The organism is Acidovorax sp. SDU_ACID1, from assembly GCF_045291395.1.
GTDB lineage: Bacteria > Pseudomonadota > Gammaproteobacteria > Burkholderiales > Burkholderiaceae_C > MR-S7.
Genome location: NZ_CP152342.1, coordinates 2,017,479 through 2,031,236, shown reverse-complemented (window position 1 = coordinate 2,031,236; position 13,758 = coordinate 2,017,479). Strand labels below are relative to the sequence as shown.

8 protein-coding genes and 1 pseudogene are annotated in these 13,758 nt (G+C 68.0%); 7 read left to right on the top strand and 2 right to left on the bottom strand.

What is annotated here, in order from left to right; genetic code table 11:
* Positions 1-47: 47 nt before the first annotated feature.
* From lpdA to AAG689_RS09955, 3 genes are all read left to right on the top strand, one after another.
* Positions 48-1,475: a dihydrolipoyl dehydrogenase gene (gene lpdA, locus AAG689_RS09965; RefSeq protein WP_406625799.1), complete on the top strand. Its 1,428-nt coding sequence runs from the start codon at positions 48-50 to the stop codon at positions 1,473-1,475.
* Between the two features lie 81 nt (positions 1,476-1,556).
* Positions 1,557-2,654 (top strand): cell division protein ZapE, encoded by a 1,098-nt coding sequence (gene zapE, locus AAG689_RS09960; RefSeq protein ID WP_406625798.1) that lies wholly within the window; start codon positions 1,557-1,559, stop codon positions 2,652-2,654.
* Between the two features lie 21 nt (positions 2,655-2,675).
* On the top strand, positions 2,676-3,350 hold the full coding sequence (locus tag AAG689_RS09955) for a hypothetical protein (RefSeq protein WP_406625797.1): 675 nt from the start codon (positions 2,676-2,678) through the stop codon (positions 3,348-3,350).
* Here the strand turns inward: AAG689_RS09955 and AAG689_RS09950 are convergent.
* Positions 3,347-4,138, bottom strand: coding sequence for a PP2C family protein-serine/threonine phosphatase (locus tag AAG689_RS09950; protein ID WP_406625796.1), 792 nt, complete (start codon positions 4,136-4,138; stop codon positions 3,347-3,349). The genes AAG689_RS09955 and AAG689_RS09950 overlap by 4 nt on opposite strands.
* Positions 4,139-4,388: 250 nt before the next feature.
* Between AAG689_RS09950 and AAG689_RS09945 the strand changes: the two genes are divergently transcribed.
* Complete coding sequence (locus AAG689_RS09945) at positions 4,389-6,365, top strand: ATP-dependent DNA helicase (RefSeq protein ID WP_406626321.1); 1,977 nt, start codon at positions 4,389-4,391, stop codon at positions 6,363-6,365.
* Positions 6,366-6,404: 39 nt separating this feature from the next.
* Here AAG689_RS09945 and AAG689_RS09940 read toward each other — a convergent pair whose 3' ends face one another.
* Complete coding sequence (locus tag AAG689_RS09940; protein WP_406625795.1) at positions 6,405-7,202, bottom strand: outer membrane protein assembly factor BamD; 798 nt, start codon at positions 7,200-7,202, stop codon at positions 6,405-6,407.
* 84 nt (positions 7,203-7,286) lie between these two features.
* Here AAG689_RS09940 and dnaE point away from each other — a divergent pair.
* From dnaE to clpA, 3 genes and pseudogenes are all read left to right on the top strand, one after another.
* Positions 7,287-10,858 (top strand): annotated as a pseudogene (gene dnaE / locus AAG689_RS09935) (DNA polymerase III subunit alpha).
* An 81-nt stretch (positions 10,859-10,939) separates the two neighbouring features.
* Positions 10,940-11,302, top strand: a complete 363-nt coding sequence (gene clpS, locus AAG689_RS09930) for an ATP-dependent Clp protease adapter ClpS (RefSeq protein ID WP_406625794.1) — start codon at positions 10,940-10,942, stop codon at positions 11,300-11,302.
* 60 nt (positions 11,303-11,362) lie between these two features.
* Entirely contained in the window at positions 11,363-13,711 is a 2,349-nt protein-coding gene (gene clpA, locus AAG689_RS09925) for an ATP-dependent Clp protease ATP-binding subunit ClpA (protein WP_406625793.1), read from the top strand.
* The last annotated feature ends 47 nt before the right edge of the window (positions 13,712-13,758 follow it).

The following is a 13,758-nucleotide window of genomic DNA, read 5'->3' as shown; positions in this document are numbered from 1 at the left end:
AACCCACCTCGCGTGGGTTTTTTCAAGATACCGAGAGACACTGAACCATGAGCAAGCAATTCGACGTCATCGTCATCGGCGCCGGCCCCGGCGGCTACATCGCGGCCATCCGTGCCGCGCAACTGGGCTTCAACGTGGCCTGCATCGACGAGTGGAAGAACGACAAGGGCGGCCCCGCGCCCGGCGGCACCTGCACCAACGTGGGCTGCATTCCCTCCAAGGCGCTGCTGCAGTCCAGCGAGCATTTCGAGCACGCCAACAAGCACTTCGCCGAACATGGCATCACTGCCAAGGACGTGAAGATCGACGTGGCCACGATGATCGGCCGCAAGGACACCGTCGTGAAGCAGAACAACGACGGCATCCTCTACCTGTTCAAGAAGAACAAGGTCACGTTCTTCCATGGCCGCGGCTCTTTCGCCAAGGCGGTCGAGGGCGGCTACGAGATCAAGGTGGCGGGCGCCGCCGAGGAAACCCTGGTGGGCAAGCAGATCGTCGTCGCCACCGGCTCCAACGCCCGTGCGCTGCCCGGTGTGGCGTTCGACGAGGAGAACATCCTCTCCAACGACGGCGCACTGCGCATCGGCGCCGTGCCCAAGAAGCTGGGCCTGATCGGCTCCGGCGTGATCGGCCTGGAGATGGGTTCCGTCTGGCGCCGCCTGGGCGCCGAGGTGACGGTGCTCGAAGGCCTGCCCACGTTCCTGGGCGCGGTGGACGAGCAGATCGCCAAGGAAGCCAAGAAGGCCTTCGACAAGCAAGGCCTGAAGGTCGAGCTGGGCGTGAAGGTCGGCGAGATCAAGAACGGCAAGAAGGGCGTCAGCGTGGCCTACACCAACGCCAAGGGCGAGGCGCAGACGCTGGACGTGGACAAGCTCATCGTCTCCATCGGCCGCGTGCCCAACACCACGGGCCTGAATGCCGAGGCCGTGGGCCTGCAGCTCGACGAGCGTGGCGCCATCGTCGTGGACGGCGACTGCAAGACCAACCTGCCCGGCGTGTGGGCCGTGGGCGACGTGGTGCGCGGCCCCATGCTCGCGCACAAGGCCGAGGAAGAGGGCGTGGCCGTGGCCGAGCGCATCGCGGGCCAGCACGGGCACGTGAACTTCAACACCATCCCCTGGGTCATCTACACCAGCCCCGAGATCGCCTGGGTGGGCCGCACCGAGCAGCAGCTCAAGCAGGACGGCGTGAAGTACAAGGCCGGCACCTTCCCGTTCCTGGCCAATGGCCGCGCGCGCGCGTTGGGCGACACCACGGGCATGGTGAAGATGCTGGCCGACGCGGCCACGGACGAGATCCTGGGCGTGCACATCGTCGGCCCGATGGCCAGCGAGCTGATCGCCGAGGCCGTCGTGGCTATGGAGTTCAAGGCGTCGAGCGAGGACATCGCCCGCATCTGCCACGCACACCCGTCGCTGTCGGAAGCCACCAAGGAAGCGGCCCTGGCCGTGGACAAGCGCACGCTGAACTTCTAAATTTCAGCAGCCAAAATGGCTGCCAGCGCTTGAGGGGCAAGCGCTGGCAGCTATTGTTTTTGAAGCACAAGGAGTAAGCCGGTGGACGTCAGGCAGGCATACGAGGCCGAACTGGCCGCCAAGGGATTCAAGAGCGATCCGGCGCAGCTGCGCGCCGTCGATGCCCTAGAGCGCTGCGCGCAGGAGTGGGGCGAGTACAAGCAGCGCCGCTCCAACGCCTTGAAAAAGCTCATCAACCGTCCGCAGGTGCCGCGCGGCGTCTACATGTACGGCGGCGTGGGGCGCGGCAAGAGCTTCCTGATGGACTGCTTCTTCAACGCCGTGCCGCTCAAGCGCAAGGTGCGCCTGCATTTCCACGAATTCATGCGCGAGGTGCACCGGGAACTGGCGGCCCTGCAGGGCACGCAGAACCCGCTGGACGTGCTGGGCGCGCGCATTGCCAAGCGCTACAAGCTGATCTGCTTCGACGAATTCCACGTCGCGGACATCACAGACGCGATGATCCTGCACCGGCTGCTGGCGGCGCTGTTCGACAACGGCGTGGGCTTCGTCACCACTTCCAACTTCAAGCCAGACGAACTCTACCCCGGCGGCCTGCACCGCGACCGCATCCTGCCTGCGATCGATCTGCTCAACGCGCGCATGGACGTGGTGAATGTGGACAACGGCACAGACTACCGCCGCCGCGCGCTGGAGAACGCCAAGCTCTACCACTCGCCGCTCAGCCCGCAGGCCGAGGAGGCCATGCGGGAGACCTTCGAGCAGCTGGCGGAAGTCAGGGACGAAGACCCCGTGCTGCACATCGAGGCGCGCGAGATCCGCGCCCTGCGCCGCGCGGGCGGGGTGGTGTGGTTCGATTTCCGCGAGCTGTGCATGGGGCCGCGCTCGCAGAACGACTACCTGGAGATCGCCTCGCAGTTCCACACCGTGCTGCTGTCGAACGTGCCCTACATGCCCGTGAACATGGCCTCTCCCGCCCGCCGCTTCACTTGGCTGGTGGACGTGCTCTACGATAGGCGCGTGAAGCTCATCATCTCCGCCGCCGTGCCGCCCGAACAGCTCTACACGGAAGGCCCGCTCGCGCACGAATTCCCGCGCACGGTGTCCCGCCTCAACGAGATGCAGTCCAAGGAATTCCTGGCATTGGAACGCCGTGTCGTCGACACGGGTCTGACCTGAGAAGGTGTGAACGAAACCGCCATGACCGCCTTGCCGCTCCGCTCTCTCTCCGCCGCGCTGCTCGGCTGCGCCGTGGCGGCCCTCGCCCATGCGCAGCCCGCCCCGGGGACCGAGGCCCAAGCCCAGGCCCGGCGGGACGCCCTGCGCGCCCAGATCCAGAGCGAGCGCCGCGCCATCGATGCGCGGCGCCTGCAGGAGGAGGGCGCCTGCTACCGCCAGTTCGCCGTGGAGGACTGCCTGCGCGGCGCCCGCGCCCGCGCCCGCACGGCCGACGACGCGCTGCGCCAGCGCGAACTGCAGATCAATGACGAGGAGCGCCGCGAGAAGGCCGGGCAGCGCCTGAAGGACATCGAGGACAAGCAGCGGGAGCAGCAGGAACGGCTGCAGGCCGGCGAGCGACCGGCGCCCATGCAGGGCGCGCCCCGCACGGACGCACAGGCCCGCGAGCGCGCGCAGCGCGAGCAGGACGCGCGCGAACGCGCACGGCAGCAGCAGCAGCGCGAAGCCGGGCATGCGGCGCAGCAGGAGCGGCGCGACGCGGCGCAGCAGCAGCGCATCGACGAATCGCGCAGCCGCTACGAAACCAAACAGCAGAAGGCCCTGGAGCGGCGCGAGAAGCACGAGCGCCAGCGCGCCGAAGCCGCTGCTGCGGGCAAGGCGCCTGCGGCGCCCCTGCCGCCTGCGTCCGCGCCCTAGGCGGGCTGCGCGAGGCGCGGCTTCTTTTCTTCCACCAGCGTCTCGATCTTCACGATCACCAGCGACAGGTTGTCGCCGCCGCCGCGCGCGCGCGAGCGCGCCTTGTCGATGAGGAACTCGGTGGCTTCGCGTGGCGTGAGGGTGTCCAGGACGGACGCCAGCTCGGAAGGGGAGAAGTAGTGCCACACCCCGTCGCTGCAGGCCAGCAGCACGTCGCCGGGCTGCAGTTGGGGGATCAGGTGGGCGGTCGCGGGCGGGTCGCTTTCCGTGCCCAGACAGCCCACGAGGATGTTGGAGTGCGGGTGGGTATTGGCCTCGGCTTCGGTGATCTCGCCGCGCTCCACCAGCGCCTGCACGTAGGAATGGTCGCTGGTGCGGGTCATCAGCCGGGCGCCCTGGAAGTGATAGATGCGCGAATCGCCGGCATGCACCCAGTGGCAGTCGCCCCGTGGGTTGATCACGAAGGCGGCGATGGTGCTGTGCGGCTCCTGCTCGGCCGAGATCGCGGTGAGCCGGATCACGATGTGGGCCTCTTCCACGATGTGCTTGAGCAGCGCCGCCGCGTCGTCGGTCTCGGGTGAGTAGCGCTCGAACAGCTGCCGCGCCGTCAACATGACCTGGTCGGAGGCCTTGCGCCCGCCGCTGCGCCCGCCCATGCCGTCGGCCACGACGCCCAGCACGCAGCCGTTGAAGCGCGGGTGGGACAGCAGGGCCACTTGATCTTGCTGGTACTCGCGGTCACCCTTGTGGATGCCGGTGGAGGCAATGAGGCGGAACGCTTTGGTCATGGGCTGGGATTGTGCCGGTCGGCCGCCGCCGCGGGGCGCGGAAGAAGGCGAGGCAAGGGAGCTTATTATCGAGCGAGCCGCGCCGTTCTCCCGTTTTCGCCTCCCATCGTTCCTATCGCACCACGCCGTGCCGCCGACCCCGCCCGTTTCCCACGCCGGCGCCTTCCCGTCTGTCGACCACGCCTTCGCGGCAGAAGGCCCGCTGGCGCGCGCCTTGCCCCGCTTCCGCCCGCGCGAGGGGCAGGAGGCGATGGCGCGCGCCGTGGCCCAGGCCATCGCCCGGCGCGAACGGCTGGTGGTCGAGGCCGGCACCGGCGTGGGCAAGACCTTCGCCTACCTGGTGCCGGCGTTGCTGAGCGGGGAGAAGGTGCTGGTGTCGACGGCCACCAAGGCCCTGCAGGACCAGCTCTATACCCACGACCTGCCGCTGCTGCTGCAGGCGCTGGCACTGCCGCTGCGGGCCGCGCTGCTCAAGGGACGGTCGAGCTACCTGTGCCGCCACCGCCTGGAGCATGCGCGGCAGGACGGCGGCGTGCTGGCGCCCGCCGCGCTGCGCGAGCTGGCACGCATCGAAGCATGGGCGCAGGCCACGCGCACCGGCGACCTGGCGGAGCTGCCGGAACTGGACGAGCACTCCCGCGTGGTGACGCTCGTGACATCCACGCGGGACAACTGCCTGGGCCAGGGTTGCCCCCGCTTCCCGCAGTGCCATGTCGTCAAGGCGCGCCAGGAGGCCCTGGCGGCCGATGTCGTGGTGCTCAACCACCATCTTTTCTTCGCCGACCTGGCCGTGCGCGAATCGGGCATGGCCGAACTGCTGCCCGATGCCGGCGTGGTCGTCTTCGACGAGGCGCACCGGCTGGCGGATACGGCCCTGCAGTTCCTTGGCATGCAACTGAGGACCTGCCAGTTGCTGGACTTCAGCCATGACCTGGCCGCGGCGGGGCAGCGCTGGGCGGGTGGAATGGCGCCTTGGCCCTGGCTGGGCGAAACGCTGCGCCTGGCCGTGCGCCGGTGGTGCCACACGGCTGCAGGGCAGGCCGGTGCATGGGGAGGCGCGGACGTGCCGCCCCGCCGCGTGGGGTGGGCCCGCCTGGCCCCCGAAGGCGTGTCCCCGCAGGCCTGGAGCGCGGCGCTGCAGGACATGGTGGCTGTCCTGCGGCAGGCATTGGCGGCGCTGGATGCGGCGGCCTCCCTGTCTCCCGACCTGGCCCGCCTGCACGGGCGGGCCGTGCTGCTGCTGGAGGCGCTCGCGGTGTTCGACGGCGAAGGCACGCGCGATGCCGTGCGCTGGATGGAGGCGGGCACTCAATTGCTGCTGGGCGCGTTCCCGCTCGGCGTGGCGCCCGCGCTACAGGCGCTGTGGCAGGGGCCTGCGGCCGACGCGGGCGCCTGGGACGAGGACGAGCCGGAGCGCGCGCAGGGCGGGCGTGCCTGGATATTCACCTCGGCCACGCTCGGGGACGACCCCGAGCTGCGCTGGTTCACCCAGGCCTGCGGGCTGGAGGGCGCGCGCACGCTGCGCATCGACGGGCCATTCGACTATGCGCGCCAGGCGGCGCTGTATGTGCCCATGCATCTGCCGCTGCCCGCCGATCCCGCGCACAGCGAACGCCTTGCGCAGTGGGTGGCGCAGGCGGTGCGGCGCCTGGGCGGCCGCACCCTGGTGCTCACGACCAGCCTGCGCGCGCTGGAGGCGGTGGCGGGCGTCCTGCGCGAGGAGTTTCCGCCGGAAAGCGGCGTGGAAGTGCTGGCCCAGGGGCAGGCGCCGAAGCGCCAGCTCCTGGCACGCTTTCGCCGCGCGCAACAGGGCGCGGGGCCCGGCTGCGTGCTGGTCGGGGCCGCCTCGTTCTGGGAAGGGGTCGATATTCCGGGCGAGGCGCTGCAGCTCGTGGTGATCGACAAGCTGCCGTTTCCCGCACCGGGCGACCCTTGGGTGGAGGCGCGCATAGAGCAACTGGAGCAGGGCGGGCGCAACGCCTTCCGCGACCATGCCTTGCCCGCTGCGGCCGTGGCGCTCAAGCAGGGCGCGGGCCGCCTGGTGCGGCACGAGACGGATGCGGGCGTGCTGGTGGTGGCCGACCGGCGGCTGATGACCCAGGGCTACGGCAAGCGGCTGATGCGGGCGCTGCCCCCCATGGCCGTGCTGGCGGAGGAGGAGGCCTTCGAGACGACCCTGGATGCGTTACGGGAGGATAAAGGCTTTCCAAGCCTTTTAGGCCCCTAGCGCTTGCCAGTCAAGCGCAGGCAGCTATCATTTTTGCAATTACCAGAACTTCCACCACGGGTCGCTCTTGGAGCGGAAGCCGCTTTGCAGCATGGTGCCTTGCGGGTAGGACGCTTCCAGCACGCGGCGTGCATCGTCGCGCAGCTGCGGCAGGCCCAGCGCATCGTAGGAGCGCACGAGGATGTACAGCGCCTCTTCGGTGGCCGGCACGTCCTTGTAGTCGGCGATGGCGCTCTGCGCGCGGCTGACGGCGGCCACGTAGGCGCCGCGCTCGTAGTAGTAGCGGGCCACGTGCACCTCGTACTGCGCGAGCGAGTTCACGATGTAGGTCATGCGCTGGCGCGCGTCCTGCGCGTAGCGCGAATCGGGGAAGCGCGTCACCAACTCGCGGAAGGATTCGAACGAATCCTTGGCGGCCTTCTGGTCGCGCTCGGACAGGTCCTGGCGCGACAGCCATGAGAACAGGCCCAGGTTGTCGTTGAAGTTCACTAGCCCCTTGAGGTACAGCGCGTAGTCGTAGGCCGGGCTGGACGGGTGCAGCTTCATGAAGCGGTCCAGCGTGGCGACGGCCTGGGCCTTTTCCCCGCCCTTGTATTGGGCATAGGCTTTCTCGAGCTGCGCCTGCTGGGCCAGCGGGGTGCCGGCGGCGCGTCCCTCGAGCTTTTCCAGCAGCGGCACGGCCTTGTCGTAGGCGCCGCCGCTCAGCTCGTCGCGCGCCTCGGAATAGATCTTCGCGGGGCTCCAGCCCGCGGTCTTGTCCTCGGGCGTGCTGGAGCAGGCGGCCAAGAGGCTGGCGGCCAGCAGGGCGGAGATCAACGGCAGGGGTGTACGCGGCATGGCAGCGGGTCTCGGTCAAAAAAGGGCTGAACGCCGCATTGTATGTAAGCCATCCGCCCCGCCGCCGGTTCCTACAATGCCGGCATGTTTGTCCATTTGCGCCTGCACACCGAATTCTCCGTGGTCGACGGAACCACCCGCATCGACGAAGTCGTCAAGGCAGCGGCCCGCGACGGCCAGCCCGCCCTGGCCATCACCGACCTGAACAACCTGTTCGGCGCCATCAAGTTCTACAAGGAAGGCCGGGGCAAGGGCGTCAAGCCCATCCTGGGGGCGGAGGTGTACGTGGATGCGGAGGCGGGCGCACCGCCCGCGCGCATGCTGCTGCTGGTGCAGAGCCGCCAGGGCTACCTCCACCTGTGCGAGCTGCTGGCGCGCGCCTGGACGCGCAACGTGGTCAAGAACCTGCCCGTGTGCACCGCCGAATGGCTGCGCGAGCTGGGCGAAGGGTTGATCGCCCTTTCCGGCGCGCAGGCCGGGCCCGTGGGCCAGGCGCTTGTCAAGGGGAACGACGCAGCGGCCGCCGAACAGGCGCTGGCGTTCGCCGGCATGTTTCCGCACCGCTTTTACATCGAGATTCAACGCGCGGGCCGGGCCGACGACGAGGCGCACGTCGCCGCGGCGGTGCAGCTCGCGGCGCGGCTACAGCTGCCCGTGGTGGCCACGCACCCCGTGCAATTCGCCACGGAGGACGACTACGAAGCCCACGAGGCGCGCGTCTGCATCGCCGAAGGCGAGATCCTGGGCAACGCGCGCCGCGTTCGCCGCTTCACGCGCGAGCAGTATTTCAAGAGCAGCGCCGAGATGGAGGCGCTGTTCGCCGACGTGCCCTCGGCCGTCGCCAATACCCTGGAGATCGCCAAGCGCTGCAACCTGACGCTGGTGCTGGGCAAGCCGCGCCTGCCGGATTTCCCCACGCCCAACGGCATGCCCATCGAGGAGTATTTCCGCTTCGCCTCCCAGGAAGGCCTGGAGGAGCGGCTGGTGCACCTGTTCCCCAACGAGGCGGAGCGTGAAAAGCAGCGCCCGCGCTACCAGGAGCGGCTGGAGTTCGAGCTGGGCACCATCCTCAAGATGGGCTTTCCGGGCTACTTCCTCATCGTGGGCGACTTCATCCAGTGGGCCAAGAACAACGGCTGCCCCGTGGGGCCGGGCCGGGGGTCGGGCGCGGGCTCGCTCGTGGCCTATGCGCTCAAGATCACCGACCTGGATCCGCTGCAGTACAACCTGCTGTTCGAGCGCTTCCTGAACCCGGAGCGGGTGTCGATGCCCGACTTCGACATCGACTTCTGCCAGGGCAACCGCGACCGGGTGATCGACTACGTGAAGGACAAGTACGGCAAGGACGCCGTGAGCCAGATCGCCACCTTCGGCACCATGGCCGCCAAGGCCGCCATCCGCGACGTGGGCCGCGTGATGGACATGAGCTACACCTTCTGCGACGGCATCTCCAAGCTCGTGCCCGGCAAGCCCGGCCAGACCTACACGCTGGCCTACCCGCCCGAGCCCAAGAAGGAGGGCGACAAGAACAACTACGCGCTGGAGCTGGAGCCCATGCTCTACGAGCGCGTGCGCAAGGAAGAGGACGTCAAGACCATCATCGAGATGGCGCAGAAGCTCGAAGGCATGACGCGCAACATCGGCATGCACGCCGGCGGCGTGCTGATCGCGCCGGGCAAGCTCACCGACTTCTGCCCGCTCTACCAGCAGCCCGGCAGCGAATCGGCCGTGAGCCAGTACGACAAGGACGACGTGGAGGCCATCGGCCTCGTGAAGTTCGACTTTCTGGGCCTGGCCACGCTCACCATCCTGGAGATCGCGCGCGACTTCATCCGCGCCCGGCACAAGGGGCAGGAGAATTTCGCGTTCGAGAACGTGCCGCTGGACGACGCGCCCACCTACCGCCTGTTCTCCGACGGCAAGACCGAGGCCGTGTTCCAGTTCGAATCGCGCGGCATGCAGGGCATGCTCAAGGAAGCGCGGCCGAGCCGGCTGGAAGACCTGATCGCCCTGAACGCGCTCTACCGCCCGGGGCCGATGGACCTGATCCCCACCTTCGTGAACCGCAAGCACGGCAAGGAGCCGGTGGAATACCCGCACCCGCTGGTGGAGCCCGTGCTGGCCGAGACCTACGGCATCATGGTCTACCAGGAGCAGGTGATGCAGACGGCCCAGGTGCTGGGCGGCTACTCGCTCGGCGGCGCCGACATGCTGCGCCGTGCGATGGGCAAGAAAAAGGCCGAGGAGATGGCCGAGCACCGTGCCATCTTCCGCAAGGGCGCGGCGGAGAAGGGCATCGACCAGGACAAGGCCGACGAGGTCTTCGACCTGATGGAGAAGTTCGCGGGCTACGGCTTCAACAAGTCGCACGCCGCCGCTTATTCGCTGCTGGCCTACCACACGGGCTGGCTCAAGGTGCACTACACGGCCGAGTTCTACTGCGCGAACATGACCGTGGAAATGGACGACACCGACAAGCTCAAGGTGCTCTACGAGGATGCGGTCAAGCACTTCGGCATCACCTTCGAGCCGCCGGACGTCAACCGCGGCAACTACCGCTTCGAGCCGGTGACCGACAAGGTCATCCGCTACGGCCTGGGCGCCGTCAAGGGCACGGGCCAGCAGGCCATCGAGGCCATCATCGCCGCGCGCGAAGGCAGGGGCGTGGGCCCGCGCGGCGACACGAAGGGGCCGTTCACCAGCCTGTTCGACTTCTGCGTGCGCGTGGACCGCGCGCGCATCAACAAGCGCACGGTGGAAGCGCTGATCAAGGCAGGCGCGTTCGACGCGCTGCACCTGAACCGCGCAGCGCTCGTCGCCTCGATCGACCTGGCGTTCGACTTTGCGGCAGCGCAGCTCGCCAACGCCAACCAGGGCGGCCTGTTCGACATGATGGGCGACGACGCCGTGGGCTCCAGCACCCAGGAGCCCCCGCTGGCCGATGCCACGCCCTGGGGCATCAAGGAGCGGCTGACGCAGGAAAAGACCGCCGTGGGCTTCTACCTTTCGGGCCACCTGTTCGACGAGGTGGCGCAGGAGGTGCGCCGCTTCGTGCGCACGCCCATCGATGAGCTGGCGGACAGCCGCGAGACGCAGGTGATTGCCGGCATCGTGAGCGACTGCCGCGTCATCAGCGGCCAGCGCGGCAAGCTGGCGCTGTTCAAGCTGGACGACAAGTCGGCCGTGATCGAGGCGTCGGCGGAGGAGGGCGTCTTGCAGGCCAGCGGCGGCGCGCTCAAGGACGACGAATTCGTGGTCGTCAGCGGGCGGCTGCAGCTCGACCACTTCAGCGGCGGCCTGCGCGTGAAGGTGCAGCAGGTATGGGACCTGGCCGCCGCGCGGGCGCGCTTCGGGCGCTACCTGCTGGTGGGCATGGGCGGGGCCGCCAAGCCCGACGCGACCCGGCCCGATGTGGAAGGCATCGTGCGGGAGTTTCCCCCCGCCGGGAGGAAACCGAGCACGGCGAGGTGCTGGCCCACGGGCTGCGCGTGCGCATGGGCGTGCTGTGCAAGGCGCCCGCAGGGCAGGACGGCGCGGCGACGGTGGAACTGCAGCTGGGCGAGGCGAGCCGCTTCTTCCCCAGCGACGCGGCCCTGGCCGCCTGGGGTGCCCAGGTGGGCAGCGGCAACGTGAGCGTGGTGTACGAGACTGCTTGAAACGCTGGATGGCCCAGCGCTTGAAAAGAGCCGCCTCGGCACCAACTGCGCAAGGATCGCACCGAGGCGCGGCTCGCTAGAATGAAATTCATGGCAACCAAACCCCCTTCGCTCCCGCCCGCGCCCCGCACTCCCTCCAGGGACGAGGGCGGCTCGGTCGTACTCGAGCGGCGTACGCAGAAGACGCAGCCGCCTCAGATGTACCAGGTGGTCATGCTCAACGACGACTACACGCCCATGGAGTTCGTGGTCGTCGTGCTGCAGGAGTTCTTCAACAAGGACCGCGAGGCCGCCACGCAGATCATGCTGAGGATCCACCTGGACGGCAAAGGCGTCTGCGGCGTCTATACGCGCGACGTGGCGGCCACCAAGGTGGAACAGGTGCTGGACGCTGCGCACAAGGCGGGCCACCCGCTGCAATGCATCAGTGAGCCTGTTGAATAAAAGGCTTTTGCACCCGATCTACAGTCATCCCTTATACGCAAGCAACAAAGGAGTTCTCACATGATTGCCCAGGAACTGGAAGTCAGCTTGCACATGGCCTTCGTCGAGGCCCGTCAGCAGCGCCACGAATTCATCACCGTGGAACACCTGCTGCTTGCATTGCTCGATAACCCCAGCGCAGCCGAGGTGCTGCGCGCATGCGCGGCCAACATCGATGATCTGCGCGCATCGCTGACCAATTTCATCAAGGACAACACGCCGCAGGTTGCGGGTTCGGACGAAGTGGACACCCAGCCCACGCTGGGTTTCCAGCGCGTGATCCAGCGCGCCATCATGCACGTGCAGTCCACCGGCAACGGCAAGAAGGAAGTCACGGGCGCCAACGTGCTCGTGGCCATCTTCGGCGAGAAGGATTCGCACGCCGTCTACTACCTGCACCAGCAGGGCGTGACGCGCCTGGACGTGGTGAACTACATCGCCCACGGCATCAAGAAGGGCGAGCCGCCCGAGCCCGCCAAGGCCGAGGGCCAGGCAGAGACTGAGGAAGGCGCGCAGGGCGAGCGCAGCGAGAAGGCTTCGCCGCTGGAGCAGTACACGCTGAACCTCAACCAGGCAGCCAAGGACGGCAAGATCGACCCGCTGATCGGCCGCAACTACGAGGTCGAGCGCACCATCCAGATCCTGTGCCGCCGCCGCAAGAACAATCCGCTGCTCGTGGGCGAGGCCGGCGTGGGCAAGACCGCCATCGCCGAGGGCCTGGCCTGGCGCATCACGCAGGGCGACGTGCCCGAGATCCTTTCCGAGGCCACCGTGTACTCGCTGGACATGGGCGCGCTGCTCGCGGGCACCAAGTACCGGGGCGACTTCGAGCAGCGCCTCAAGGGCGTGCTCAAGAACCTCAAGGACAAGCCCAACGCCATCCTGTTCATCGACGAGATCCACACGCTGATCGGAGCGGGCGCTGCTTCGGGCGGCACGCTGGACGCATCCAACCTGCTCAAGCCGGCGCTCTCCAGCGGCCAGCTCAAGTGCATCGGCGCGACCACGTTCACCGAGTACCGCGGCATCTTCGAGAAGGACGCGGCGCTGTCGCGGCGCTTCCAGAAGGTGGATGTGGTCGAGCCCACGGTGCAGGAGACCGTGGACATCCTCAAGGGCCTCAAGAGCCGCTTCGAGGAGCACCACAGCGTCAAGTACGCGGCTGCCGCGCTGCAGGCCGCCGCCGAGCTGTCGGCCAAGTACATCAACGACCGCCACCTGCCCGACAAGGCCATCGACGTGATCGACGAGGCCGGCGCGGCGCAGCGCATCCTCACGCCCAGCAAGCGCAAGAAGACCATCGGCAAGACCGAGATCGAGGAAATCGTGGCCAAGATCGCGCGCATCCCGCCGGCGAACGTGAGCAACGACGACCGCGGCAAGCTGCAGACGCTGGAGCGCGACCTCAAGAGCGTGGTGTTCGGCCAGGACAAGGCGCTGGAGGTGCTCGCCTCCGCCGTGAAGATGGCTCGCTCGGGCCTGGGCAAGGCGGACAAGCCGATCGGCTCGTTCCTCTTCTCCGGCCCCACCGGCGTCGGCAAGACCGAGGCCGCCAAGCAGCTCGCCTACATCATGGGCGTGGACCTGATCCGCTTCGACATGTCGGAGTACATGGAGCGCCATGCCGTGAGCCGCCTGATCGGCGCGCCCCCGGGCTACGTGGGCTTCGACCAAGGCGGCCTCCTGACCGAGGCCATCACGAAGAAGCCGCACGCCGTGCTGCTGCTCGACGAGATCGAGAAGGCGCACCCGGATATCTTCAACGTGCTGCTGCAAGTCATGGACCACGGCACGCTGACGGACAATAACGGGCGCAAGGCCGACTTCCGCAACGTCATCCTCATCATGACGACGAACGCGGGCGCCGAGACCATGAACAAGGCGGCCATCGGGTTCACGAACCCGCGGCAGGCGGGCGACGAGATGGGCGACATCAAGCGCCTGTTCACGCCGGAGTTCCGCAACCGCCTGGACGCCATCGTGAGCTTCAAGCCGCTGGACGAGCAGATCATCCTGCGCGTGGTGGACAAGTTCCTGCTGCAGCTGGAGACCCAGCTCGCCGAGAAGAAGGTCGAGGTCACGTTCACCGACCAGCTGCGCAAGCACCTGGCCAAGAAGGGCTTCGATCCGCTCATGGGCGCACGCCCGATGCAGCGCCTGATCCAGGACATGATCCGCAAGGCGCTGGCCGACGAGCTGCTGTTCGGCCGCCTGACCGAAGGCGGGCGCCTGTCGGTGGACATCGAGCACAAGGCGGACGACAAGGGCGCCGAGACTTCCGAGGTGCTGCTGGACATCCAGCCGCTGCCCAAGAAGGAGCGCGGCGCCAAGTCGGAGCCGGCCGAGCCCGAGGAAGCCACGGCGGACTGACGCACGGCGGCCTTCCCTACCAGAAAACCCGCAGCAGGCGCTGCGGG

Excerpts from the sequence above, each read along its gene's own strand:
- AAG689_RS09945 (WP_406626321.1), top strand. The coding sequence starts at position 4,389 with ATGGCGCGCGCCGTGGCCCAGGCCATCGCCCGGCGCGAACGGCTGGTG.
- AAG689_RS09940 (WP_406625795.1), bottom strand. The coding sequence starts at position 7,202 with ATGCCGCGTACACCCCTGCCGTTGATCTCCGCCCTGCTGGCCGCCAGC.
- clpS (WP_406625794.1), top strand. The coding sequence starts at position 10,940 with ATGAAATTCATGGCAACCAAACCCCCTTCGCTCCCGCCCGCGCCCCGC.
- clpA (WP_406625793.1), top strand. The coding sequence starts at position 11,363 with ATGATTGCCCAGGAACTGGAAGTCAGCTTGCACATGGCCTTCGTCGAG.
- AAG689_RS09955 (WP_406625797.1), top strand. The coding sequence starts at position 2,676 with ATGACCGCCTTGCCGCTCCGCTCTCTCTCCGCCGCGCTGCTCGGCTGC.
- AAG689_RS09950 (WP_406625796.1), bottom strand. The coding sequence starts at position 4,138 with ATGACCAAAGCGTTCCGCCTCATTGCCTCCACCGGCATCCACAAGGGT.
- lpdA (WP_406625799.1), top strand. The coding sequence starts at position 48 with ATGAGCAAGCAATTCGACGTCATCGTCATCGGCGCCGGCCCCGGCGGC.